The 25140-nt window shown below is 68.8% G+C and carries 17 protein-coding genes and 1 rRNA gene; 16 read left to right on the top strand and 2 right to left on the bottom strand.

Features of this window, described 5'->3' with window-relative positions:
• Nucleotides 1–2 precede the first annotated feature (2 nt).
• Nucleotides 3–7001, bottom strand: coding sequence for a hypothetical protein (locus tag EV138_RS00090; protein ID WP_133976452.1), 6999 nt, complete (start codon nucleotides 6999–7001; stop codon nucleotides 3–5).
• A 300-nt stretch (nucleotides 7002–7301) separates the two neighbouring features.
• Here EV138_RS00090 and EV138_RS00085 point away from each other — a divergent pair, with 300 nt between their 5' ends.
• The 12 genes from EV138_RS00085 (at nucleotide 7302) to EV138_RS00030 (ending at nucleotide 18790) form a co-directional block, all read left to right on the top strand.
• Complete coding sequence (locus EV138_RS00085; protein WP_133976451.1) at nucleotides 7302–8024, top strand: hypothetical protein; 723 nt, start codon at nucleotides 7302–7304, stop codon at nucleotides 8022–8024.
• A complete protein-coding gene (locus EV138_RS00080; RefSeq protein WP_133976450.1) occupies nucleotides 8024–8860 on the top strand; it encodes a CpaE/TadZ family protein in 837 nt (278 codons plus the stop codon). The genes EV138_RS00085 and EV138_RS00080 overlap by 1 nt, the downstream gene beginning before the upstream one ends.
• Entirely contained in the window at nucleotides 8857–10167 is a 1311-nt protein-coding gene (locus EV138_RS00075; RefSeq protein ID WP_133976449.1) for a TadA family conjugal transfer-associated ATPase, read from the top strand. Before EV138_RS00080 ends, EV138_RS00075 begins: the two co-directional genes overlap by 4 nt.
• Before the next feature lie 9 nt (nucleotides 10168–10176).
• On the top strand, nucleotides 10177–11082 hold the full coding sequence (locus EV138_RS00070; RefSeq protein WP_133976448.1) for a type II secretion system F family protein: 906 nt from the start codon (nucleotides 10177–10179) through the stop codon (nucleotides 11080–11082).
• Nucleotides 11079–11999 carry a type II secretion system F family protein gene (locus EV138_RS00065; protein ID WP_133976447.1) on the top strand — a complete coding sequence of 307 codons (921 nt, stop codon included), beginning with the start codon at nucleotides 11079–11081 and terminating at the stop codon, nucleotides 11997–11999. The genes EV138_RS00070 and EV138_RS00065 overlap by 4 nt, the downstream gene beginning before the upstream one ends.
• Before the next feature lie 96 nt (nucleotides 12000–12095).
• Complete coding sequence (locus EV138_RS00060) at nucleotides 12096–12314, top strand: hypothetical protein (protein ID WP_133976446.1); 219 nt, start codon at nucleotides 12096–12098, stop codon at nucleotides 12312–12314.
• A 5-nt stretch (nucleotides 12315–12319) separates the two neighbouring features.
• A complete protein-coding gene (locus tag EV138_RS00055) occupies nucleotides 12320–12736 on the top strand; it encodes a TadE/TadG family type IV pilus assembly protein (RefSeq protein ID WP_112236611.1) in 417 nt (138 codons plus the stop codon).
• Nucleotides 12737–12741: 5 nt separating this feature from the next.
• Nucleotides 12742–13203 (top strand): TadE/TadG family type IV pilus assembly protein, encoded by a 462-nt coding sequence (locus EV138_RS00050; RefSeq protein ID WP_133976445.1) that lies wholly within the window; start codon nucleotides 12742–12744, stop codon nucleotides 13201–13203.
• Nucleotides 13193–14026 (top strand): TadE/TadG family type IV pilus assembly protein, encoded by an 834-nt coding sequence (locus EV138_RS00045; RefSeq protein ID WP_133976444.1) that lies wholly within the window; start codon nucleotides 13193–13195, stop codon nucleotides 14024–14026. Before EV138_RS00050 ends, EV138_RS00045 begins: the two co-directional genes overlap by 11 nt.
• A gap of 62 nt (nucleotides 14027–14088) precedes the next feature.
• A complete protein-coding gene (locus tag EV138_RS00040) occupies nucleotides 14089–14724 on the top strand; it encodes a hypothetical protein (protein WP_238157859.1) in 636 nt (211 codons plus the stop codon).
• A 100-nt stretch (nucleotides 14725–14824) separates the two neighbouring features.
• Nucleotides 14825–15754: a hypothetical protein gene (locus EV138_RS00035; RefSeq protein ID WP_133976442.1), complete on the top strand. Its 930-nt coding sequence runs from the start codon at nucleotides 14825–14827 to the stop codon at nucleotides 15752–15754.
• A gap of 24 nt (nucleotides 15755–15778) precedes the next feature.
• Nucleotides 15779–18790 (top strand): AfsR/SARP family transcriptional regulator, encoded by a 3012-nt coding sequence (locus tag EV138_RS00030; RefSeq protein ID WP_133976441.1) that lies wholly within the window; start codon nucleotides 15779–15781, stop codon nucleotides 18788–18790.
• Between the two features lie 89 nt (nucleotides 18791–18879).
• Here EV138_RS00030 and ypfJ read toward each other — a convergent pair whose 3' ends face one another.
• Nucleotides 18880–19791 carry a KPN_02809 family neutral zinc metallopeptidase gene (gene ypfJ, locus EV138_RS00025; RefSeq protein WP_133976440.1) on the bottom strand — a complete coding sequence of 304 codons (912 nt, stop codon included), beginning with the start codon at nucleotides 19789–19791 and terminating at the stop codon, nucleotides 18880–18882.
• Between the two features lie 209 nt (nucleotides 19792–20000).
• On the opposite strand from ypfJ, the gene EV138_RS00020 reads away from it, so the two are divergent.
• The 4 genes from EV138_RS00020 to EV138_RS00005 form a co-directional block, all read left to right on the top strand.
• Nucleotides 20001–21599 (top strand): ABC-F family ATP-binding cassette domain-containing protein, encoded by a 1599-nt coding sequence (locus EV138_RS00020; protein WP_112236604.1) that lies wholly within the window; start codon nucleotides 20001–20003, stop codon nucleotides 21597–21599.
• Between the two features lie 86 nt (nucleotides 21600–21685).
• On the top strand, nucleotides 21686–22456 hold the full coding sequence (locus tag EV138_RS00015) for an enoyl-CoA hydratase/isomerase family protein (protein WP_238157858.1): 771 nt from the start codon (nucleotides 21686–21688) through the stop codon (nucleotides 22454–22456).
• 81 nt (nucleotides 22457–22537) lie between these two features.
• Complete coding sequence (locus EV138_RS00010) at nucleotides 22538–24439, top strand: ABC transporter ATP-binding protein (protein WP_238157857.1); 1902 nt, start codon at nucleotides 22538–22540, stop codon at nucleotides 24437–24439.
• A 615-nt stretch (nucleotides 24440–25054) separates the two neighbouring features.
• Nucleotides 25055–25140 (top strand): 16S ribosomal RNA (locus EV138_RS00005); the annotation flags it as partial.

Raw genomic sequence — 25140 nt, 5'->3', positions numbered from 1 at the left:
TTTCACGACGAGATCTCCACACCGTGGGCAGCGGGAGCGGCCTGCGTCTGCCGCCGGGCACCGTCGCCCGCAGTACGGCTTGCGGCGGCGCGGGCAGCAAGCGAGTGGTCCAGCTCAGTCAATGCTGCGGCCGGAATGCCCTTCTTCTGCAGTGCTTCGGAGACAGCGCCACTGAAGTGCTTCGTCCGCTCCGCCGTGTTGAACAGTTGCTGCAGATCGACCCGGCCTTCGGCCAGTTGAGCCAGCCGCGGATGCAGGGTCGCGAACGCTGCCCCGAAGCCGCCGTCGTTCAGGCCACGCATCGTGCCGTCCGGCTTGGCCTGATAGGTCCGGACCTGTCCGTCCTGCTGCTGGATCGTCAGCTGAACCGTGGTGCCGTCCTTGCGCGCCTCGGCCAGCGCGTCCAGCATCGGCTGATACGGGTGGTACTCCGGTTGGCCGGCCTCGTTCTCCGTGTGGTCGAAAGCGAACTGGTGCCGTCCCGCGACCTGCGGATCGAGTCCCTCCAACGCTTCGGACAGCGAGGCACCCGTCTCCATCCGCTCGCGCATCTCGAGGTACTGCTGTTCGAACATGGTCAGGTAGGCCTCGCCGGTGGCGACCTGGCTCATCGAGTCGGACTTCTTCACCTTCTCGTCGCCGCCTCGGGTCAGCTTCGAACGCTCGAAGGTCAGGTCGTAATCGACCCGCACCCGCACGGTGACCAGGGTGCCCTTCTCGTACTTGCTCAGCTCGTTGCGGTTCCCGGTGGTGTCGGAGTCGGTGTACGACGCCTGTTCGCCGACGGACACCCCGGCCGAGACGCCGAGTGCCCCGGCGCCGCCACCGCCGGCCCCGCTCGCGGGCACCCACTGGTTGGCGGTTGCGGAGGTCTTGGCCGTTCGCTGGATCCGGTCGATGACGCCGAGCTGGCCGTCCTCGATCGGGTTCCCGACGAGCTGTACGTCGGACACCCGCGCGGCGACCCGGACGTCGACCACCTGGTTGCCGTGCCCCGGCACGGGCAGCCGAACCATCCGGTGGCCCTCGTCGCTGGCCATCCGGTGGAAGGCGGCACTCCGGACCGATGCGGACAGCTGGTTCTCCAGTTCCGTGCGGTGCATCCGGACACCGTTGACCGACAGCATGTCGCGTGCGGCCAACCGCTCGGCGATCGTGTCGAACAGCTTGTCCGTCTCCGGTTCGCCTTGCAGGTAAGGGCGCGTGCCCTCGACGAAGTACGACGCGGGCAGGACGACCTCGCGGTGGTCCTGCCGCTCCGGGGTCGACTTCGGAGTGGGCGGGCTGTTCAGCACGGCGGTCGGCACCAACTGGGTCATGCCCCCGGACAACAGTTCGGCACCGTAGCCACCGCGGTCCTCGGACACCGCCCGATCGGCGTTGCGGCGCAGGATGCCCTTCGTCGAACCACCGGCGACCGGAAGCCGTTCCACCTCGACCAGGAGGTGCATCTGCCGTTCGACCCGGCTGGTCTTGCCGTGCAGCATCCGCTGCAACATCGTCGACTGCTCGCCACTGGAGGCCGAGCTCGTCCGGCTCTGGTCGGTGCTCACCCCGACGTTGCCACCGAGGGCTTCGTTGCCGGCGCCGCCGACGTTGAAGGAGTGACTGGTGCTGTGCGACCGGCTGCGGCTGAACTCTTCGTAGTCGTAGCCCTGGACGATGCTGATCGCGCTTTCCTCGGTGCCGTCGCCGACCACCGGCCCAGCGAAGACCGCGCGGACCCGGAGCCGCAGTACCTCGGGTGGCCCGGTCCCGGAGGTCTTGACCGGGTACTCCTTGACGAAGCCGCGCGGGTCGAGCATGTCGTCGAGGTGACCCTGCCAGCGCTTGCCGGCCAGATCGCCGTACAGGCTCTCGGACAGGATCGGGTCCTTCTCGAAGCGGCCGGGCGCGGCCTGCTCGACGGCCGACTTCACGGCGGCGTGGACGTCGAGGCTGGTGCCCGCTTCGTTGGTGAACTCGGTCTTCTCGATCAGCGCCGCGCCCATCATGGAGTTGTAGTGCTCCGGTAGCGAGACCTCGGTCGTCTTGGCGACCAGTTCGTCGGCCGTGTCGAGGGTGTTCTCCAACTCGGCCTGCGGAGTGCCCGCCGCCGCGCTGCCCATACCGGCCAGCTCACGAACCTTCGTCGCCAGTTGGGCTCGGGTATGAGTCGCGGCCAGCCCGTCCGTCACGCCGGACTTCTCCGACTCGTAGCGCCGGACGAAGGCACTCGCAGTACGGCGGTCCATGGTCAGGTCGCCCTTGAGGAACCGCTCGGCGGCATCCGCCACCTGATGCAGCGGCAGGTCGAGTTCGCGTCGCCCGTACAGCCGCAGGGCGTCGCGCTCGGGCAACGTGAACAGCACGGTGCCGTCGTCGAGCTTGATCTGCTGCGGTTCGGCGGACTCGCCGTCGGCGACCTTGGCGGTGAAGTTCACGTCGGCCTTGAACACGTAGTGCTGGCCGATCTCGATCCGCAGCCGCTCCCAGCCCCAGATCTGGGTCTCGCTGCGGGACCGCGACTCGCTGCCGCTCCGGCTCCAGCCGGCCGAACCACCGACGGCGCTGCCGTCCGCACCGGCCATCCCGCTGCCGCCGGAGACGCCGGCGTTGTTCCCGGTCGAGCTTCCGTCGGTCGTGCTGTAGCTGCCGAGCGTCAGGTTGATGTCACCGGAGACCTGATGGGTCGCGCGCAGGAAGGTGTGATTCTCCACCTTTGCGGTCAGGGACACCGTCGCCCGCCGAGGGCGAAGCCCTTGCTGGGCGATCGCCTGGGGGAGTGAGCTCGGCGCCGGGCTGAGCCCGATCCTGGTCCGGTACTCCGTGGTCTTCCACTCCGGGTGGGCGATCAGATTCCTGGCGTTGAGGAACGCGGCAAGGTGGTGATAGCCGGGACCGTCGGGTCGGGAGGCCGCCGGGAGGGCCGCCTGGATCCGCTTGAGCGGGTCGCGGATGTCCAGGTGCAGAAGTTTGGCCTGATCGAGGACGGCCTCGCTGGTCCGGCCCTGGAACGGAGTGGCGGCCGGGACGTCCTTCTGGTTGAGCAATTCGCTGTCCAGCAGCACCGAGGCGCTGCCGTCCACCTCGGCCAGCGGCTCGCTGTCACCAGCCGCGGTGACCTCGGTGAGTACGAGCTTGTGCGGTACGTCGAAGACCGCGACCGGTGCTGTGCTCTCCACCAGGGCGACCTGGTTGACAGTGCCGCCGGTCGCCCAGTTCATGAAGCGACCGAGCGAGGCCCGTCCGTAGCTGGGACCGCCCTGCGGAGTCTGTCCCGCATGACCGGTGGCCGGATTGTCGCTGAAACCGAAGGTGATTCCCCACGGCAGCCGCTTGGACCGCCCACCCGAGCGTCCGGATGTCCGCGACGCGATGTCCAGGTTCACCACGGCCTCGGCGTCGGTCACCCCGAGACAGGTGGCCTTGCCGAAATTCTGCTGCAGGCCGATCCGGAACGTCCGGTACTGCGGGGCGTGGCCGGCGCGGTGTTCCACCAGGGCGAGCGGCAGGCCACTCTGAGCCGCCTGGTCGTAGCCGGTCTCCAACCGCAGGGCAGAGAGGTGCTGATGGAGCCGCTCGTAGTTCTGCAACTGGCTTGCTCGCAGGAGCGGGTCCTTGGGCAGTGCGTCGAGGCGCGGCCGACCCTTGGCGTCGAGCGGCGGCAGCAACCCCTGCCGGCTCAGAGCACGGGCAGTCGCGTCGAGTGCTTTGTCCGCACCTGTGACGTGCTGGACCAGAGCGGGGCCGGCCCCTCGCATCCGACCCGGCTCGTCGCCGATCCAGTCCGGAAGCTGCAGCTCTTCCTCGGTCGGCTGGGGATCCCCGCGCAGCAGGATCCGCTCCTTCTTGTCCTTCCGCGGCTTTCCGTCGGGTTCGCGCACGACCGCGGCCTTGTCGACCGGGAGCCCGTACCGGAAGGCGTCCTTCTCCGGGAACCGCAGCAGGGCGGTGCCCTCGCCTTTCTCGGTGAACTTCCCCTTGCCGCCGATCTGGTGCACGGTCACCTTGTGCTTGAGCGTCATCCGGTAGCCCTGCGTCGGCCCGGTGTAACGCTGCACGCTCGGGTGAATCGCAGTACCGCCGGCGCTCATGCTGTCGCTGCGCGACGTACTCCGGCCTGCCTTCACCGTCGGCCCGAAGTCGACGTTCGTCGATCCGAGGTCCGACAGCGCGTCGCCCGCATAGCCCAGCGTGAGCGAGGACGAGCTGTTCGCGGCGAACCCTTCGTTGCCGGTGGCACCGGAGAAGCCGACCCGGAGCCGTTCCTGCCAGTGGTCGGTACTGGTCTCGCCGACGAGTTCGGCCTTCTCCCAGACAACCTCGGTCTCGACCTGCGCGTACGCGACCGGCTCGCCGCCGCTGTAGATCAACCGGCCGATCCCGCCCGGCTTCGTCGCCTCGTCCAGCCTGCTCGGCAACTCCTCGGTGAGCAGGTTGCGGATCTGGTCGTGCGCGACCCGGTCCAGCACATTGAGCCGCTCACGAGTACCGCGGATCGTCTTGTCCACCAGGTCGCCGAGCCCGCGGACGTCCGTCGCGACGTGCTCCGGCAACGCCGGGTCACGCGCCTCACCCAGCTCAGCGATCGTGGTGGTGTCCTTCGGCGGATCCACGACGTACGCCGCCGACACCCACACCTTCAGGGAGCCCGAGTCGCGCGGCCCGGACGTGTCCACCCGGCCGGCGGCAGACCACGGCCCGACCGCCGAGGTCCGTACTTCGACCTCCCAGCCCGCCGCGCCTTCGAACAGCTGCGATTCGCCCCGGTTGTCCTCGACCGCTCCGCCGAGCGCGTACTCGGTGGCGGCCGTAGTCACCGAACGGCTCCGGCCGAAGGCGAACTCGTAGCCGGGGGCAACGACCTTGGCCGCCGCCGTGACCGGGTCGGTGGCCGGCATCATCGCCATCAGCGTCTTCAGGCTGAACCCGCCGGTGCGCCCGAACGTCCCGGTCGCCGTCGCCGAGACGCCGTGCCCGCCCTGCTCGAGCTGACCGACCATCAGCTCGGCCAGCTTCACCTCGGGATCCATCACCTCGGCCAGTTCACCTGGCTGCAACTTCAACCGCACCTGGGCGAGCTCGCGGACGTCGTCCGACGGATCACCACCGAGCGGCAGCACCAGGCCGTCCGGCGACATCACCCGGCGGAACTCGGCCCGCAACGTCCTGTGCAGCATCTCGGTGGTGAAGCGGTGCGGAAGGTTGTTTGCCTCGAGCACCTGGTTGAGGTGCGCGGTCAGCGCCGTCAGATGCGGCAGCCGGCCGGTGGGAGCCCCGCTGTGCAAGACATCCCTGCGGGGTGCCGCCTTGGCCAGGCTGCGCTGGAACGCCTCGGTCTGCTCCGCCGCTGCCTGCGACAACGGGAGCACGTCGGCGATCGACTTGCGCGGATCGGCGACGACCGCGTCCAACTCGTTGCCCAGTGCAACATAGGCGGCCCTGGCCTCGGTCGCCTCACCGAGAGCGGACCGGAGCACGGCCGCCTGCTCCGTGTGGCGTCTCGCCTTGCCGTCGGCGGCCGAGGCCTCGACCAGCAGCTTCCGGGCCCGCTCCGGGGCGCCCTGGTCGTTCTTCGCCGATTCCTCGCCGGCGTCGTCGCGCTTCTTGCCGCCTTCCTTTCGCGCGGCGGCAGCGCTTTCCTCCTTGGCCGCGACGCGTCCGGTCAGATCGTCGATCGACCGGTCGAGGGTGGCGATCTCGACGGTGACCCGCTCGCGGAGATGGGCCGGGGTGTTCGGCGCCGCGGTGACCGCGGGCGTCGTCATCCCGGCCGAGGCGACCACCGGGACGACGGTCGCACCCGAGGTCCACGGCAACGCCGGGGGAGTGCCGCCTCGTCGGCCGATCGTGGCCGCGAGACCGCGCAGATCGCGCTCGAGCTCTTCGACGCTCTGCGGTCCGCTGACCTGGCCGGTCGAGGCGACCTGACCGCGAGCCTCTCGCCAGTTCCTGGTGAGCAGCCGGAACTCGTCGTACTGCCCGGCCAGCCGGCGGTCGCGGCCCTCGTGATTCACCAGCGCCCGAAGCCGGTCCGCGAAACCGCGCGGCCGGTCGACGCCGACCTGCTGCTGGATCCGGCTGAACTGGTTGACCCAGATCCTGGCCAGCTGCGCATCGTCGACGCGCGCGCCGACCCGTAGTACGTGGGGGTTGTCCGCGCTACCCGAGCGGACATCGGCCGCGGCGACCCGGCCGTAGCCGGGGTCGGCGATCTCGACCCGCACGTGCTGCTTGCCGTGCGCGGCGGTCTCGAACACCGCGACCCTCGGTACGTCGAGCGCCGTCGGCGGGGCGGTCACACTGCCCGCGAAGTCAGCCGGCTGGACCTGAGCGAGCGCGCGCAGTACTGCGTCGTCGGTGAGATCTGCTTGAGCCGCAGGACGGCCGCCCGCCACCAATCCGGTCTTGCGCTGCTCCGGTGCCGTCACGAGCGCGACGCGGCGACGGCCGACCGTATTGCGATGCCGCCCGCTGCCGGTACGCCGTACTGCGCTGGGCTGGGTCCGCTGCAGCACCTGGGCCTCGCGGTGGATATCCCACGCTGCGTCCACCACATCGGCAGGCAGCGGCCGGCGCTCCCTCGCAGTCAGCTCCGCCAGGCGTGCGGCCGCCGAATCCGAGGTGTCCGCACTGCCTTCCAGTACGCCGCGCAGCAGGATCTCCGCCTCTTGCCGACTCCCCGCACCGAGATCCGGTACGTCGAGCAGGGCATCGAGTGCCGCGGTGGACCCATCGGCCGGGAACCGGCCGCCGCGGGCGCGAGTGATCTCAGCGCCCAGCAACGCGGTCGCCTCGGCCAGGATCCGGTCGTCGGAAGCCTGGTCCGCGGCCCGGGCGGTCAGCCGCTCGACCAGCCGGCCCATCGCGTCGGCGCCGAGGACATCGCGATCGCCGGTCAGCCGGACGCCACCGTCCTGCAGCAGCAGCGCTTCGGGCGCGACGACGCCGAGCGCGGTTCCGAGCGCCGCATGTGCGCGGTCGGCCGGTGCGGCAGCGCGAATCGCAGGAGTCGTCACCAGGCGGGCCCCCTGTTCGGATCCGGTTCGCCGGACAGCCGTCACGGTCAGTCGGGACGTTAGCAAAGGCGGGGTTAACCGCCCGCCAGTCAATTCTCGCGATCAGTCAACGATTTACAACCCTGCGTCGCCGGCCGGTACCTCGCTGGACCACTTGGTTGCCGAACGGAGATCTCCGCGGGGTTGCTCCGACCGGGAGATCGTGCCGACCGGGTGGTCGGAGCGGGCGAGGTGTAACAGGGTTGCCACGAGCCGGACCTGACGGCGTCGTTGGCACCATGTGGCCATTACGGTAGGCGCGTGAGTTTCTCGTCCTCCTCGCGTCCCTCGGCGGCCGGCGCCCGCGGCAAGGCACCGGTCTCCGGCTCGACCCGACTGCCCAGCGGCCGTGAGCGCCGCCCCGCCCTGGCCGCCCTGGCGGTGATCCTGATCCTGCTCGGCGCGGCCGGATCCGCGCTGATCGCGGTCCGCAGCGGCCACCGGCAGGACTTCGTCGCCATCGATGCCGAGGCGCTGGCTCCCGGGCACAAATTGGTCTCCAAGGACCTGGCTCGCGGCGACCTGGCCGGCGCGACCGGGAAACTGGTGCTGTGGGCCGACGCCGACAAGGTGCTCGGGAAGTACACGACGAGCTGGGTGTACAAGGGCCAGTTCCTCACCGAGGCGAACCTCACGACCAAGCCGATCCCCGAAGGCGGCGCGCTGGTCGGCGTCAGCCTCGACAGCGGACGGGCACCGTCGGACGACGTCAGCCAGGGCGACATCGTCAGGGTCATCCGGGTGCCGTCGGCGAACGCCGAGGGCGCACCACAGGTCCTGGTCGGCGCCGCCCTGGTGACCGACAGCACGGGCACCGTGGCCGATTCCAAGACCGGCGCGAACACGACGCTGAACGTGACCGTCCTGGTGCCGATGGAGAACTCCACGGCCGTGGCGGCCGCGGCCGCGGGCAAGAACCTCGTTCTGGTGAAGCTCTCGCCGGCCACCAAGCCGTCGATCGCCCAGACCGACGGAGACGGTTGATGGCACTGGTCGCATTGGCGAGCGCCAAGGGCTCGCCGGGAGTGACGACGGCCGGCCTCGTGCTCGGCGCGCTGTGGCCGCGGCCGGTGTTGCTGGCCGAGTGTGATCCGGCCGGAAGCGACGTCGCGATCCGGATGACCGCTCCCGGTGGTCAGCCGCTGAACTCCGACCGCGGGCTGATCAGCCTCGCCGCGGCCGGCCGCAAGGGCCTCGGCGACGACGTGATCCTCGCCCACAGCCAGCAGCTGGACGGTGGGCTGGACGTGATGATCGGGGTCCGGTCCGCCGAGCAGATCGGTGGCATGGGTGGCCTGTGGGCCCCGCTGGGGATCTCGTTCAACCAGATGCACAGCGCCGACGTACTGGCCGACTGCGGCCGGATCGGGCCGGCCTCGCCGCAACTTCCCGTCGTACAGGCCGCCCGGCTGGTCGTGATGGTCTGTACGGCGACCGGCTCGTCCGTCGCGCATCTGCGCGAGCGGCTGGCGTCGCTGGTGCATCACGTCGACGCCCAGCTCGGCGTGATCGTGGTCGCCGACCCGAAGCGGCGCGACGGCGTCAAGCAGGTGTGGTCGGTGCTGGACGCGATGTCCATGCCGATCCAGCACCGCTGGCACCTGGCCTACGACCCGGTCGGCGCCGCGTTCTTCGACGGCCGCGGCCACGGCCGCCTGGACCGTACGCCGCTGATTCGCTCGGCCACCGACATCGCCGCCGAGATGGCCGCCGTGGCCGCCCGGCCGACCCAGCGCGACTTCGACATGGCCCAGGCCGCCTTCCCGCAGTCAGAAAGCGGGTACGGCCCGGCCACGGACGAGTGGAGGGACGGGCGGTGATCACCGACCAGGAACTGGTCCGCAAGCTGCGGACCCAGGTCGCGGAGCGGCTGAACGAACAGCGCCGCCGCGACCAGGTGAACGGCGTACCGCCGATGAGTGCCGAGGACGAACGCGAGTACGCGCGGTCCCTGATCGTGCAGGTGCTCGAGGACCACGCGCGGTACGAGCTGGCCGAAGGGCGGACCCCGCCCACGCCGGAGGACGACGCGCAGATCGCCGGCGCGATCCACTCGGCGCTGTTCGGTGTCGGCCGGTTGCAGCCGCTGATCGACGACCTCGACGTGGAGAACATCGACATCAACGGGTACGACCAGGTCTTCGTGCAGTACGGCGACGGCCGGGAGGAACGGCCCGGCCCGGTGGCCGAGAGCGACGAGGAGCTCGTCGAGCTGATCCAGGTGCTGGCCGCGCACGCCGGCCTGACCAGCCGCCCGTTCGACTCGGCGAACCCGCAGCTGGACCTGCGGCTGCCCGACGGTTCCCGGTTGTCGGCCGTGATGGGCGTGACGTCGCGGCCGGCGGTCTCGATCCGGCGCGCCCGGCTGGGTCGCGTGTTCCTCAAGGACCTGGTTGCCAACGGCACCATGTCGGAGGACATCGCCTCGTTCCTGCGGGCCGCCGTGGCCGCGCGCAAGAACGTGATGATCGCGGGCGCGACCAACTCCGGCAAGACGACCCTGCTGCGCGCGCTGGCGAACGAGATCCCGCCGCACGAGCGGCTGATCACCGTCGAGCGCTCGCTCGAACTCGGCCTCGGTGAGTTCAAGGACCTGCATCCGAACGTGGTCGCGTTCGAGGAGCGGCTGCCGAACGCCGAGGGTGTCGGCGAGGTCAGCATGGCGGATCTGGTCCGCCGCTCGCTGCGGATGAACCCCAGCCGGGTGATCGTCGGTGAGGTGCTCGGCGACGAGATCGTCACCATGCTGAACGCGATGAGCCAGGGCAACGACGGCTCGCTGTCGACGATCCACTCGAACAGCTCGCTGGAGGTGTTCAACCGGATCAGCACCTACGCCATCCAGTCGCAGGAGCGGCTGCCGATGGAAGCCACCCAGATGCTGATCTCCGGCGCGCTCGACTTCGTGGTGTTCGTCCGCAAGCACAACGACTACCAGACCGGTGGCACGATGAGCCGCTTCGTCGAGAGCATCCGTGAAGTGACCGGCTGGGACGGCCGGGTGCTGTCCGGTGAGGTGTTCGCGCCCGGGCCGGACGGCCGCGCGGCCGCGCACGCGCCGATCGCCTGTATGGACGAACTCGAGCACTTCGGCTATCAGCCGATGGTGCACGGACGCTGGGCGTGAGGTGACCCGATGACGGACAGAACTCTGCTGGCCCTGATCTGCGGCGCGGTGGTCGGCGGCGCGGTCCTGCTGCTGATCGTGGCGCTGCGCGGTACCGAGCCGCGGGAAGAGACGCCGTCGTTGTTCCGGCGGAGCAGCAGCGTGGACAACCGCAAGCAGTTGATCCGTCTGGGCGCCGGCGTCGCGGTCGGCCTCCTCGTTCTCGTCGTCACCGAGTGGCTCGTGCTCGCGGTGGCGCTGGGACTGCTGGCCGCGCTGGCCGACCGGTTCTTCGGCGGCACCGGTGAGGAACGCCGCGCGATCGACCGGCTGGAAGCGCTGGCCACCTGGACCGAGGCGCTGCGCGACACGATCGCCGGCGCGGTCGGGCTGGAGCAGGCGATCCCGGCGACCGCGGTGAACGCCGCGCCGGCGATCAAGCCCGCGCTGAACCTGCTGGTCGACCGGCTGCGGATCCGCGAACCGTTGCCCTCGGCATTGATGCGGTTCGCGGACGACCTGGACGACCCGTCGGCCGACCTGATCGTCGCCGCCCTGGTCCTGAACTCCCGGCTGCGCGGCCCGGGTCTGCGCGAGGTGCTCAGCGCCCTGGCCGACTCGGCCCGCGAAGAACTCGACGTACGCCGGAAGGTCGCCGCCGAGCGCAGGTCGACCCGGCGCAGCGTGCAGGTGGTGGTCGCGATCACCCTGCTGGTGGCGGCGACGCTGGTCCTGTTCAACCCGACGTACGTGCAGCCGTACACCAGCTTCGTCGGCCAGTTCGTCTTGTTCCTGGTCATCCTGCTGTACGCCGTCGGCCTGGTCTGGCTGCGGCGGCTGGCCAAGATCGAGGTGCCCGAGCGGTTCTTGATCCGCTCGGACAACAAGCGGGCCGCCAGAGCCGGCGACGACCGGATGGAGGTGGTGGGCGGATGATGTGGGCTTATCTGACGGGTGCGCTGGCGGGGCTCGGCGTGTTCCTGCTGGTCCGGATGTTCATCCGGCCGTCCGCGAACGTGCTGTCCACGATCGCCAGGATCGACGCCGGCCGGGCCGGGTACACGAGCGCGGCCACCGCGAGCGCGGCCGGCGAGCGGGTGCTCGGTGGTGTCGACAAGGCCCGGGAGACGCTGGGCCGGCGGCTGGAGCAGGAGGCGAACGCGCGCGGCTGGGCGTTCGGCCGGCTCCGCCGCGATCTGGCGGTGATGAACCAGCCGTTCGCGACGATGCTTGCCACCAAGGTGTTCTTCGCCCTCGGCGCGCTGGTGTTCATCCCGTTCATCCTGTTCCTGGCGTCGTACGTCGGCTTCGGCGCGCCGGGCGCGTCGCCGGCGGTTGTGACGCTGGCCGCGATGACGTTCGCGTTCTTCCTGCCGGACCTGACGCTGCGCAAGGAGGCGGAGCAGCGACGCCGCGACTTCCGGCACGTGGTCGGCAGCTTCCTCGACCTGGTCGCGATGAACCTGGCCGGTGGCCGCGGTCTGCCCGAGGCTCTGATGACCGCCTCGACGATCGGCGACCACTGGGCGATGGCACGGATCCGGCAGGCCCTGGCGAACGCCCGGCTGATCGGCATCACGCCCTGGGACGCGATGGCGCGCCTCGGCGAGGACCTCGGCGTCGAGGAGTTGCGCGACCTCGCGTCCGCGCTGGCGCTGGCCGGTGACGAGGGCGCCAAGATCCGCGCCTCGCTGCTGTCGCGGGCGGCATCGCTGCGGCGCAAGGAACTCGCGGACGTCGAGGGCAAGGCGGGGGAGCGGTCGCAGTCGATGCTGGTGGCGCAGCTGGTGATGTGTGCCGCCTTCATGCTGTTCCTCGGCTACCCCGCCGGCGCGTCGATCCTGGGCAGCTGAGATGGGTACCCGAAGGATCCAAGCAGCGATTCTGTCCGTCGGAGAGGGCATACTGAGCCCCGGTCCGGGTTCGGTCTCAACAGGGAAGGCAACCTGATGTACACGGAAATTCAGCTCGTCCGCGTGATGGTCGGCTACGCGCTGGCCCGAGCCGACAGCCAGCGGGCCCGCGCCAGACAAGGCCGGACGGAGCTCGGCGCCTCCGCCCTGGAGTGGGCGATCATCTCCGCGATCCTGGTCACCGCCGCGCTGCTGATCGGCGGGATCGTCAAGGGCGTGATCGACCGGCGGTCCAAAGACATCCAGCAAGGCTGATCCCGTTGCCGCCCCGACGACGTTCGGAGCGCGGCGCGAGTTCGCTGGAACTGGCGATCCTCGCGCCGTCGATCCTCGCGCTGATCTTCATCTCGATCCAGACCGCCCTGTGGCTGTACGGGCGGTCGGTCGCGCTGAACGCTGCCCAGGAAGGCGTCTCCCGGCTCCGCCTGGTCCAGCCGCCGCTCTACACCGCGGCGATCGGCGAGAAGGTCCGCTCCGACATCGAGGCGTACGCACAACAGCTCGGCGGTAACTCCCTCGGCGACGCCCAGGTCAAGACCCCGTCGTACAACAACCCCGAGGGCCAGGTGTCGTTCACGGTCACCGGCGAGACCGTCTCGCTGGTCCCCGGCCTGACCCTGAAGGTGAGCCAGACGGCCACCGGCCCGATCGAACAATTCGAAGCCGACGACAAGTGAGCCCGATGACCCTGGGGAACCGCGCGGTACGCCGGCTGTCCGCGCGCAGGTCGCGGCGGGAGCGGGGGACGATGGCGCTGGAGATGGTGATCCTGGCGCCGCTGCTGCTGATCCTGTTCATGTTCCTGCTCGCCTGCGGCCGCTACTTCCAGACCTCCTCGCAACTGGAGAACGCGGCCCGCGACGGCGCCCGCGCCGCCAGCCAGGCCCGCAGCCTGTCCGACGCCCAGAAACGCGTCGACGACGCCGTCTCCCGAACGATGGGTCAGTCGGTCGAGTCCTGCAAAACCTCCGCCGAGGGCTCGATCACCACCGCCTTCACCGCCGGCAGCCCGCTGTCGGTCGAGGTGACCTGCACCATCAACTACCGCGACCTGGGCCTGCTCGGCATCGGCGGCGACACCAAGATCACCAAGAAGTTCAGCTCTTCCCTAGACCCCTACCGCGGTGTCCGCGATGCTCCCTGACCCCGGGGCCGGCCGTGGCGCGTGGCGGCGTACGGTCGCCTACCTCCGCATCGACGCCCCCCGCGCCAACCGCCTGATCGATGCCCTCCGCAACCACCGCGGCGCCCTCAGCCCCGCGGTGGCGATCCTCGCCGTCATGATCTTCACCCTCGCCGGCCTAGTCATCGACGGCGGCCGCCAACTAGGCGCCAAATCCCGAGCAGTCGGCTACGCCCAAGAAGCCGCCCGCGCAGGGGTGGCGACCATCGACTTCAACTCCTCCGAGGCGAAGATCGACGTCTCCAAGGCCGGTGCCGCGGTAGCGAACTTCTGTGCCCAGGTGAGGACGAACGACCCGGCGGTCACCGGCTGTGGCGCGACCGAACTGGACGCCGAGCACCTGAAGGTCGACGTGCAGATCGACAACAAGACGAGCTTCCTGGGCATGGTCGGGATCAAGAACCTGACCGCGAAGGGCCAGGGCGAAGCACATGCCGAACAAGGCGTGAAGAAGGCGGACGACAGCCCGACCATCCCTCCGATCGTCGTCGAGACCAGCCTCGAAGGTCCTGGGGCCCCGATCACGTCCGCGAACCCGCCTACCATCGACTTCCCCTGCCCGAGCTGGACGATCGGTTCACCTACCCCACCGTGGACACCACCGATCCCGCTTCCCTTCCCGGCGTCCTGCAAGCCGACGATCACGCCCACCGACAGTCCCGACCCGTCCGGTCCCAACCCGTCCGACACCGCTTCCAGCTCCAAGCCGACCGAGAGCGGATCGTCATCGGCACCGCCGGGTGGTGGCGCCCCCGCCGCACCGGCCGTCCGGAGTACCGAATGAAGAGCCCGGTCCATCAGCGTGTCCCCGCTCCACGAGGAGTTGTTTTCGTGCGAAGTCCAGCGATGAGGTTGGCAGGCGTCGTGACCGCGATCCTGCTGCTCGCCGGGTGTGGCGGGTCGGAGAAGAACAACGGCACCCTGCCGGTCGGCGTGGGCGACGACAGCGAGCCGACTGTCACGTTGTCCAGTCCGGCCCCCAGAACGAGCGAGCCGTCGAACCCCGGTACGCCCACCCGAACCGCTGCGCCGCCGCGGAAAGCCAAGCTGACCATCGTCACCGGGAACTACGGGTCGACGCCTGCCGTCCAAGGGCTCGTGGCCAAGTACCCGCTGTACTTCCAGGCGATGGCAGAGGGGAATTCGGAGCTGATCAAGGCGAACTTCCCCGCCTTCCTCTACGCGGACACGGCCATCAATGTGGAGACGGCGAAGTCCAACGGTTGGGTACTCCGCCCGCCGGCCAGCATCGTCGTGGTGGGTGCCAAGCCACAGCCGAACGGCGTAGTACGGGTCAGCCTGTGCCGCTCGCAGACCGCGCAGTACTGGAATCCGAAGACGAAGCGATGGGTTGTCACCGCCCCACACGGCGCACCGCAGGCGATCGACATGGTGCGGACCGGGGACGGCTGGACGATGTATCAGATGGCCAAGCCGATGCCGAAGGGCATCGACTGCTCGAAGGTGCGCTATCCGGCCTAGATCGGAATGGCCGTCACTCAGTGGCGGTCAGCAGGCTTCGGCGGGCAAGATGCACCCGTTCGGCGCTAACCTACTGACAGCACAACCACCAGGAGTGAGGATGCGAAACAGGGTCGCCCGCGGTTTCATTGCCCTGAGCACCGTGCTCGGTTTGCTGATCGCCATGCCCTCGTCGCTCGCGACGGCGGACACGGTCCACTCCGGCGACCGAGTCTGCAGCATGTACGCGAACTCGGTCGGCTTCGGCGCCTACTGCAGCAACGGGCAGGTCAGCGACGGTCCCGCTCCGCCACCGTGGAAGGACCGGCTCCAGCCGGGACAGGTCTTCGTTCCGTGCCGGGATTTCGAGGTTCCGAAGGGCATCAAGCTTCCGGACCCGCCCGAGGGCAAGCAGTGGGTCCTGCGGCTGACCATCGTTCAGTACGACCTCAACTCCAACTTCGGTGGTGTCAACGCTCACCTGGAGCGCGCGATCGTGCCGGTCTCGGAGGAGGAGCGCAAGCAGTGCATGGGCAAGGGCACGTACATGGACAAGTTCTGGACGTACTTCGACGAGAGCTATCCGGACCCGGTCCTGCAGGTCAATCCGACCTACACGCCCCGCGTCAACATCCCGGCCTACTTCACTCTCACGCCGGAGTCCTCCTATGTCCTGAAAAACTTCGGCACGGATCTGGACATCGCCAACTACGCCCCCGGTGAGCGGCTCACGATGCGCGCGCTGGTCAGCCAGATAGAGATCGACCCGGGCGACGGTACGGGGAAGTTCACCTGTCTCGGCGGCGTCCTTCCGGTCGGCTCGGACGGTTACGACGAAACCAAGGATCCGTTCCACCAGGTGAATCCGTGCAGCCACGTCTACAAGCGCTCGAGCGCCAGCCAGCCGGACGGGATGTACACGGTCAAGTTGACGATCACCTGGCAGGTCGACTACTGGCGGAACAACCAGGATTGGAAGAACGTCGATCATGCCAAGGTGCACGCGGTGCAGCGCCTTCCTGTGCAGGAAGTACAGGCAATCGGTGGCTGACGGTGGGGTTATGGAGGGACGACGATGGTGAAGACGAGTGAGCCGGTGCGGTCTGCTCGGTTGCCGCAGCGGGGGTCGGGGAGTGCGGGGGCGGATCGGCTGAAAGGGCTGGTCTCGCTGGTCGCGATCCTGGCGATCGTCGGTGGGGTGCCGTATGTGCTGTTGCGGTTCTTCGGGACGCCGTGGCCGGACAAGATGCCGACGCGGGATCTGCTGTTCGACCAGTTGAGCACCGACACCGTGCTGGGCATCATCGCGTTCTTCATCTGGGTGGCCTGGCTGCATTTCGTGATCTGCCTGATCGCCGAGGCCGTCACGGAGATCCGCGGCCACGGGTTGTCGCCGCGGATCCCGCTCGGCGGCGGCTCGCAGAACCTCGCGCGCAAGCTGATCGCCGGTGTGGTGCTGATCGCGGGCGCCACCAGCGTCACGCTCCCGGCCGCGAACGCGGTGACGACCTCCGGCACGACTCCGTCGTCGATCAGCGTGACCCAGGGCGGCGACAACAGCCAGGGCGCGAACTTCCGGCAGACCGAGGCCCGCAGTACGGTCCTCAGCGGCACGACGCACACCGGCGTACGGACGAACAACGACCATCAGGCCGGGCAGGTCGTCAAGTACACCGAGGTCCGGCCGCCGCAGGGTCGCAACTACGACTGCCTGTGGGACATCGCCGAGCGCTACCTGGGTGAGGGCCGGCGGTACAAGGAGATCTACGACCTCAACAAGTCCAAGCTGCAGCCGGACGGCCGGCGGCTGACGAACCCGGACCTGATCATGCCGGGCTGGCAGGTCCGCCTGCCGGCCGACGCCAAGGGTCCGGGCGTGCACACGGTCCGCGTGCAGATCGACCAGCCCGGCAAGCACACCGAGGCCAAGCCGACCCAGGCCAAGCCGACCCAGGCCAGGCCGACCGAGGCCAAGCCCAAGGGCGGCGGCACCATCGAGAGCCGCACCTCGCACGAGGACGCGGCGGGCAAGGGCAGTCGCTGGTTCGAGGAGCAAGGCGTCGAGAAGCCGTCGTCGATCGGGATCGGTAGTGCCGTCAACGATCCGACCGCGAGGAACGCCGAGCCGGACCAGCCGGGTGTCGGCACGGTCCAGCCCCACACCCCCGGTACTGCGGACGCACAGCCGGGCGACCCTGCTGCCGGCGGCACCAAGGTGCCCGACGTCGTTCCGGTCGCCGCGGGCAGCCACGGCGTCGACCCGGTCGAGGCAGGGATCTACGGCTTCGGCGCGACGCTGCTCGCGGCCGGGATCGCACTGGCGCTCAAGCGCCGCCGGGGCTGGGCCCAAGGGCCTGGTCCGAAGGCGGCCGGCCATCGCCAGACCGAGGTCGCCCTGCGGCTGGCGGCCGACGTACCGACTGCCGAGTTCGTCGACAACTCGCTGCGGATGCTCGGTGCGTCCATGGCCGAGGACAACCGGACGATGCCGAAGGTGGTGGCCGCGCTGGTCACAGACCGCGCGCTGACGCTGGTGCTGGTACCGGGGGAGACCCAGGCGCCGCCGCCCGGTCCGTGGCAGGTCATTGCCGAGGGCACCAGGTGGGTGCTGCGACGTGCGTACGCCCCTCAGGGTCCGGTGGACGCACCCGCGCCGTACCCGACGCTCGTCACGCTCGGCCAGAACGCGGACGGCTCGACCGTCCTCATCGACCTGGACACCGCGAACGGCATCGTCAGCTTCGGCGGCGTCACCGACGCTTCGCGTGACGTCGTCGGTTCGGTGGCCGCCGAGCTGGCCACGAACCTGTGGTCCGAAGGCGCGCATGTCAGCATGGTCGGCTTCGGCGACGACCTGTCGACACTGGCTCCGAGCCGGCTGAGCTACTGGACCAAGCTGGACGACGCGCTGCACGAGGTGACCCGCCGTACGGACGCGCAGGTGCAGGCGTGCGGCCGACGGGATGCCGACTCGGTGGCGGACGCGAGGATGGCGTACCCCGATCCGCTGCTGTGGGGTGCCGAGATCATCTTCGTGTCGGCGCCGCCCTCGCCGGATGAGGAGCAGCGGCTGGCCCGGCTCGCGGCCGACCCGAAGCGCTGTGTCGCGGTGGTCGTCGTCGGTGATGTGCTCGGTTCGCCATGGCGGTTCGTGGTGGACGAGAAGAACAACGCGGTCTGCCGGCTGCTGGGGCTGGAGGTCGATGCCCACAGCATCAACCCGGCGCAGTTCGCCGACCTGGTGTCGCTGTTCAAGACGGCCGAGTCGGAGGCGCTGGACAAGCGCCGGATCGAGCAGGACATGCCGGCGTACGAGTTCTCCTCCTCGGACCTGAGCCAGGCGGCGCCGGTCGAGGTCGACCTGCTCGGGCCGGTCGAGGTCGATGCCCGCGGCCCCATCGACGACGGCCGCGTGCAGCTGTCGACGGAGATCGTGGCGTTCCTGGCCAGCCAGGACTACGGCGTCCACCCGAACGTGCTGGCCGGTGCGATCTGGCCGCGCGGCATCAGCGAGGAACTGCGCGACGCCGCTCTCGAGCACACCCGCAACTGGCTCGGCCTGGACGCGATGTACGCCGACGAGTCGGGCCGCTGGATGCTCAATCGCAGCATCGTCCGGGTCGATTGGGACGTGTTCCGCACGCTGGCCAAGCAGGCGTCGTTGATGGACGACCCGCGCGGACCGCTGTCGACGGCGCTGAGCCTCGTCCACGGCCCGTCCTGGGCCGACCTGCCGGCCGGCCGCTACTCGTGGCTGGCGGCGTCCGGGATCGAGCGGCGGATGGCCGAAGCGGTCGTCGACGCGGCGCTCAAGCTGGCAGAGGCCAGCCTGCGCCACAACGACGGCAACCTGGCCCGTACGGCGTTGCAGACCGGGCTGAGTTTCTCCCCGGCCTCCGAGGATCTGTGGCGCGCGACCCTGCGCCTGGCCGCCCACTTCGGTACGTCCAGCGACGTCACGAACGTGGCCGCCCAGATGTACACCGCCCTCGCCAAACACGGCGGCCCCCGCGGCGCCGAGGCCGAAACCGACGCACTGGTGGACGAACTCCTCCCGGGCTACCGCCGCCCGGCAGCAGTCGCGTAGTTCCGTAGTACAGAAGAGTTCGGCCCCGGGAGAATCCTCCCGGGGCCGAACTTCTTGCTGTCGCGCGCGATCTTGTTCTTCCGTGCGGATCAGAGCGGGTTGGCGGACCAGGTGTCGCAGGCGGTCATGTCGCCGGAGTCCATGCCGGTCTTGAACCACTTCATCCGCTGCTCGGCGGTGCCGTGGCTGAAGGTCTCGGGGGAGACGCGGCCCTGGGCGCGCTTCTGGATCCGGTCGTCGCCGACGGCTGCGGCCGCGTCGAGTCCGCGGCTGATGTCGTCCTCGGTCAGGCCGGTGATCAGCTTGTCGCCGTCCTTGTCCACAGCGGTGGTCGCGTGGTGCGTCCAGATGCCGGCCAGGCAGTCGGCCTGCAGTTCGGAACGGACCGAGTCCGAGGTCGGGCCCTCGCGGGACTTGATCCGGTCGAGGATGCCGTACAGGTTCTGGATGTGGTGGCCGTACTCGTGCGCCACGACGTACGCCTCGGCGAAGTTGCCGCCCTTGGCGCCGAGCTCCTGCTCGAGCGTCCGGAAGAACCCGATGTCGAGGTACACGCGCTGGTCCGGCGGGCAGTAGAACGGCCCGACCGCGCTGGTGGCGGGACCGCAGCCGGTGTTCACCGAGCCGTCGAAGACGCGCAGCGGGGCCCTGGTGTACTTCTTGCCCCGGCGCGGCAGTTCGGCGGCCCAGAAGCCCTCGATCGAGTTCTGGTAGAAGACGAACCGGCATTCGGGGTTCGACGTCAGGTCGGTGCCCTTCTTGCACGAATCCAGGTTGCCGGGCGCCGTGTTGCGCGTCACCGGCTGGTCGCTGCCGCCACCCCCTCCGCCGGGCAGGCCGCCGTTCAGCAGCAGGATGACGACGAGCAGGATGATGCCGCCGATACCGCCCCCGACCGGGATGCCCATCCCGCCCGGCAGCAGACCGCCGCCACCGCCTCCGCTGCCGCGGGTGTCCTCGACACCACTGGTGTCCAAGTCGGCGTCTGGATTGAATTTCACAGCACATACACTAGAGGCCAGAGTCGGAAGAGGGGCACTTGTCCGGTGTCCCAGGCGAGCACTGCGATGCGCGCACTGGAGATCGGGGCTGAAGCATCACTTCCGGCTGAGGCCACAAGCCTCGATGCGGGGGACCGTGCCGTCTTGCGACGCTGCGCTGTCGTCCGCTACCTCTCCGACATCCCCGACCTTGAGGACGCCTGCCCGCGATGATCACTGTCTCCAACCTCGAGGTGCGTGTCGGGGCCAGACAACTGCTCGCGCCTGCCTCCTTCCGGGTCGGTCCCGGCGACAAGGTCGGTCTGGTCGGGCGCAACGGCGCCGGCAAGACCACACTGACGAAGATCCTGGCCGGTGAGGGGTTGCCGGCCAGCGGTTCGGTCACCTCGTCGGGTGAGATCGGGTATCTCCCGCAGGATCCGCGCACCGGCGACCTCGAAGTACTGGCCCGGGACCGGATCCTGGCCGCCCGCGGTCTGGACGAGGTCGTCCGGCGGCTGCGCAATGCCGAGAAGGCGATGGCCAGTGCGGACGACAAGACCCGCGAGAAGGGCATGCGCCGGTACGAACGGGCCGAGGCGGACCTGCACGCCGCCGGTGGGTACGCCGCCGAGTCGGAGGCCGCCCGGATCGCTGCGAACCTGGGCCTGCCCGACCGGGTGCTGGGCCAGCCGCTCGGCACGTTGTCCGGTGGTCAGCGGCGACGGGTCGAGCTGGCCCGGATCCTGTTCGCGCAGGCCGAGACGCTGCTGCTCGACGAGCCGACGAACCACCTGGACGCCGACTCGATCGTGTGGCTGCGGGACTTCCTCAAGGGGTATGCCGGCGGCGTCATCATGATCAGCCACGACGTGAACCTGCTCGAGGAGACCGTTACCCGGGTCTTCCACCTGGACGCCAACCGGGCCGAGATCGACGTCTACAACGTCGGCTGGAAGGCGTACCTGACCCAGCGCGAGACCGACGAACGCCGCCGCAAGCGCGAGCGGGCGAACGCGGAGAAGAAGGCCACCCAGCTGATCGACCAGGCGAACAAGATGCGCGCCAAGGCGACCAAGGCGACGGCCGCGCAGGGCATGCTCAAGCGGGCCGAGAAGCTGATGGCGTCGCTGGAGGACGAGCGCGCGTCGGACCGCGTCGCGAAGATCTCGTTCCCGACGCCGGCGCCGTGTGGCAAGACGCCGTTGATGGCCAAGGAGCTGTCCAAGTCGTACGGGTCGCTGGAGATCTTCACCGACGTCGACCTGGCGATCGACCGCGGCTCGCGCGTCGTCGTACTGGGGCTGAACGGCGCGGGCAAGACGACGCTGCTACGGGTGCTGTCCGGGATCGAGAAGTCCGACACCGGCGAGGTCATCGACGGACACGGGCTCAAACTCGGGTACTACGCGCAGGAGCACGAGACGCTCGACGTCAACCGGACCGTGCTGGAGAACATGAAGACGGCCGCCCCGGATCTGAACGAGACCCAGGCGCGCAGTGTGCTCGGCTCGTTCCTGTTCACGGGTGACGACGCGGACAAGCCGGCCCGGGTGCTCTCCGGTGGCGAGAAGACGCGGCTCGCGTTGGCCACTCTCGTGGTCTCCGCGGCGAACGTCCTGCTGCTCGACGAGCCCACCAACAACCTGGATCCGGCGTCGCGGACCGAGGTGCTGAACGCGATCCGGTCGTACACCGGCGCGATCGTGCTGGTCACCCACGACGAGGGCGCGGTCGAGGCCCTGGAACCGGAACGCGTGCTGCTCCTTCCCGACGGCGTCGAAGACCTCTGGACCAACGACTACGCCGACCTGGTCTCCCTCGCCTGACGGCTCCGGGAGTTCGCCACAGCAGTCTTTCCACAGGTGACGAGGACCGCACGGAAAGTGCGGGTGGTTCGCGTATGTTCCATGGCATGACGGATCTCGGACTGCGATTGACGGTGGACGGGCCAGTGGCCCGGGTGGTGCTGGACCGGCCGGAGGTGCGCAACGCGCAGACTCCGGCGATGTGGAGCGCGCTGTCGGACTTCGGTGCCTCGCTGCCGGACGAGGTGCGGGTCGTCGTCGTGTCCGGGGAAGGTCCTTCGTTCTCGGCCGGCCTCGATCGCAACCTGATGATGGGCGAGCCGGTCGACGGGCAGGAGCCGCTGCTCACCCTGGGGAAGAAGCCTGCCGCGGAGCTGGACGAGCTGATCGCGCATTTCCAGGCCGGCTTCTCCTGGTTGCGGAGACCGGAGCTCATCACCATCGCGGCGGTGCAGGGGCACGCGGTCGGCGCCGGCTTCCAGTTGGCACTGGCCTGCGATCTGCGGGTGATCACGCCGGACGCGAAGTTCAGCATGCGCGAGCCCGCGCTCGGCTTGGTGCCCGACCTGGGTGGGACCCAGCCGCTGGTGCAGCTGGTCGGCTATTCGCGAGCCCTGGAGATCTGCGTGACGTCGCGCTGGGTCGAGGCCGACGAAGCACATCAGCTCGGCCTGGCGAACATCGTCGTACCGGCCGATGATCTGGCGGCGACGGTGAAGGACCTGACGGATGCCGTGCTGACACCGCTCGTCGGTGCTGTCCGGGAGACCAAGGCGTTGCTGCTCGGCGCGGCCGATCGTCCGTACGAGGAGCAGTTGAAGGCGGAGCGACAGGCACAGTCACGGCGGCTCGCTGAGCTGATCGCGGCGTTCGGCTGACCGGCGGTCTGTGAGGTCGGGAAGCATCCGCTGACCTGAAGTGTTGTCAAGGTTGACGAGCTGAGTGCGGGAGGGGACTGGATGTCTTCAGGAATGCGGATGGGCGGCGGGATGCCCGGCGGTGGCATGGGCAGCTGGCGGCGCCAGGACGTGTCCGTTCTGGAGCGGAAGCTGACCAAGGGGACGCTGCGGCGGATCCTGCGCTTCGCCAGGCCGTTCCGCCTGCACATCAGCGTCTTCCTGGTGCTGGTCGTGCTCTCGGCGTTCCTGGTGATCGCCTCGCCGCTGTTGTTCAAGAAGATCGTGGACGACGGCATCACCAAGGGGAACGCGGGCCTGGTGACGGCGCTCGCCCTGGTCGTGGCATTGCTGGCACTCGTCGAAGCGGGCCTGGGGTTGATGCAGCGGTGGTTCTCGGCGCGCATCGGTGAGGGCCTGATCTACGACCTGCGGACCAAGGTGTTCGCGCACGTCCAGCAGATGCCGGTCGCCTTCTTCACCCGCACCCAGACCGGCGCGCTGGTGTCCCGGCTCAACACCGACGTGATCGGTGCGCAGCAGGCGTTCACCTCCACTTTGTCGGGTGTGGTCTCCAATGTGATCAGCCTGATCCTGGTGGTCGGCGCGATGCTGGCGCTGAGTTGGCAGCTGACGGTGGTGGCGATCTTGCTGCTCCCGGTCTTCTTGCTCCCGGCGCGGTATCTCGGCCGCCGGCTCGCGGCGATGACCCGCGAACAGATGCAGCTGAACGCGGAGATGTCGACGGCGATGACCGAGCGGTTCAGCGTCGGTGGCGCCCTGCTGGTCACGCTGTTCGGGCAGCCGGAGATCGAGAACCGGGAGTTCGGCGAACGTTCCGGCCGGGTCCGCGACCTGGGGATCCGGATCGCGATGCTGGGCCGCGTGTTCTTCACCGCGCTCACCCTGGTCGCCGCACTCGCGACAGCACTTGTGTACGGCGTGGGTGGCAACCTGGCCGTTCGGCAGACCCTGACCGTCGGGACGCTGCTGGCCCTGGTGGCTCTGCTCGGGCGGCTCTACGGTCCGTTGACCGCCCTGTCGAATGTGCGGGTCGACGTGATGACCGCGCTGGTCTCGTTCGAGCGCGTTTTCGAAGTACTGGATCTCGAGCCGATGATCAAGGACGCCCCGGACGCGCGAGCGCTTCCCAAGGATGCTTCGACGGTCACCTTCGACCACGTCGCCTTCGCCTACCCGACGGCCGAGCAGGTCTCGCTGGCCAGCCTGGAGTCGGTGGCGGTCCTCGACAAGCGGGTCTCCTCGCAGGTGCTGGAAGACATCAGCTTCACCGTCGAGGCCGGTCAGATGGTCGCACTGGTCGGTCCTTCCGGCGCCGGCAAGACGACCATCACGAACCTCGTCGCCCGCTTGTACGACGTGACCGGCGGCTCGGTGCAGGTGGGTGGGCACGACGTTCGAGAGGTCACTCTGCGGTCGCTGCACGAGGCGATCGGGTACGTGACGCAGGACGCGCACATGTTCCACGACACGATCCGTGCGAATCTGGCGTACGCGAAACCCGATGCCACCGACGAGGAGATGGTCGAGGCGCTCCGCTCGGCGCAGGTGTGGGACCTGGTGTCGTCCTTGCCCGATGGGCTGGAGACCGTCGTCGGCGATCGCGGTCACCGGTTGTCCGGGGGAGAGCGGCAACGACTGGCAATCGCTCGCCTGTTGCTGAAAGCGCCGCACATCGTCGTTCTGGACGAGGCGACAGCTCACCTGGACTCGGAGTCCGAGGTAGCGGTGCAGAGAGCCCTCGACACGGCCCTGGAAGGTCGTACGTCGCTGGTGATCGCCCACCGGCTGTCGACCGTGCGGAACGCCGACCAGATCCTGGTGGTTGACCACGGCAACATCGTCGAACGCGGCACCCACGAGGAGCTGCTCGCCCTGGACGGCGAGTACGCGCTGCTCTATCGCACCCAATTCGCCGAGTCAGGCTCAGCAGCAGGGGTCTAGCGGAATGACCCGGTTCGCACTCGTCCTGGGCGTCGGCTACGCCGACTTCAAGCTTGCCCAGCACTCGGAGAACGGCCGGTACTGCGGTGGCTTCACTGGCCGGCCACCTCGATTTGGTTTTCCGGCCGAATCACACTAATGTTCTTCTTGTTGGAGCGAGTGCGGGACGCGGAAGCGGCCGGTCGCTTCGAACACTCCCTGAAGTTTTGGTAGCCGAAACGTGCCTGTGGCGGGTTTCGGTGGCTGGGTCGCGGAGTGGCTGGACCGGATAAGTAGCCGATTTGACTGGCTGCGGACGGGACAGTAATGTTTGGCGGGTTGCCCCGGAGCTTAACACGAGAGTGTGGAGCGCGGTGTGCGTCCGATTCTTGAGAACTCAACAGCGTGCCGAAAGTCAATGCCGAAATTTAGCATTAACCCGTTTCACGGCATTGGATGATCCTGATCCGCCCCGGGCCTCTTTGAGGTTTTGGGTGTGGGGTTGTCTGTTGTTCGTGTTCGGATTCCTTTGAAAATATTGATTCAAGTCAGTTTGATTGTCTCTGATGTTCAAAGGATCACTCAAAGTAGTCTATCTTCCTGCATTCTTTGTGTTTGTGGGTTGGTATATAGATTTCAACGGAGAGTTTGATCCTGGCTCAGGACGAACGCTGGCGGCGTGCTTAACACATGCAAGTCGAGCGGTAAGGCCTCTTCGGGGG

It is taken from the genome of Kribbella voronezhensis (assembly GCF_004365175.1).
GTDB lineage: Bacteria > Actinomycetota > Actinomycetes > Propionibacteriales > Kribbellaceae > Kribbella > Kribbella voronezhensis.
This window is presented reverse-complemented; position numbering and strand designations above follow the sequence as displayed.

Coding starts and splice junctions, on each gene's coding strand:
- EV138_RS00070 (WP_133976448.1), top strand. CDS start 10,177: ATGACGGACAGAACTCTGCTGGCCCTGATCTGCGGCGCGGTGGTCGGC.
- EV138_RS00060 (WP_133976446.1), top strand. CDS start 12,096: ATGTACACGGAAATTCAGCTCGTCCGCGTGATGGTCGGCTACGCGCTG.
- EV138_RS00030 (WP_133976441.1), top strand. CDS start 15,779: ATGGTGAAGACGAGTGAGCCGGTGCGGTCTGCTCGGTTGCCGCAGCGG.
- EV138_RS00035 (WP_133976442.1), top strand. CDS start 14,825: ATGCGAAACAGGGTCGCCCGCGGTTTCATTGCCCTGAGCACCGTGCTC.
- EV138_RS00045 (WP_133976444.1), top strand. CDS start 13,193: ATGCTCCCTGACCCCGGGGCCGGCCGTGGCGCGTGGCGGCGTACGGTC.
- EV138_RS00010 (WP_238157857.1), top strand. CDS start 22,538: ATGTCTTCAGGAATGCGGATGGGCGGCGGGATGCCCGGCGGTGGCATG.
- EV138_RS00015 (WP_238157858.1), top strand. CDS start 21,686: ATGACGGATCTCGGACTGCGATTGACGGTGGACGGGCCAGTGGCCCGG.
- EV138_RS00080 (WP_133976450.1), top strand. CDS start 8,024: ATGGCACTGGTCGCATTGGCGAGCGCCAAGGGCTCGCCGGGAGTGACG.
- EV138_RS00020 (WP_112236604.1), top strand. CDS start 20,001: ATGATCACTGTCTCCAACCTCGAGGTGCGTGTCGGGGCCAGACAACTG.
- EV138_RS00040 (WP_238157859.1), top strand. CDS start 14,089: ATGAGGTTGGCAGGCGTCGTGACCGCGATCCTGCTGCTCGCCGGGTGT.
- EV138_RS00065 (WP_133976447.1), top strand. CDS start 11,079: ATGATGTGGGCTTATCTGACGGGTGCGCTGGCGGGGCTCGGCGTGTTC.
- EV138_RS00050 (WP_133976445.1), top strand. CDS start 12,742: ATGACCCTGGGGAACCGCGCGGTACGCCGGCTGTCCGCGCGCAGGTCG.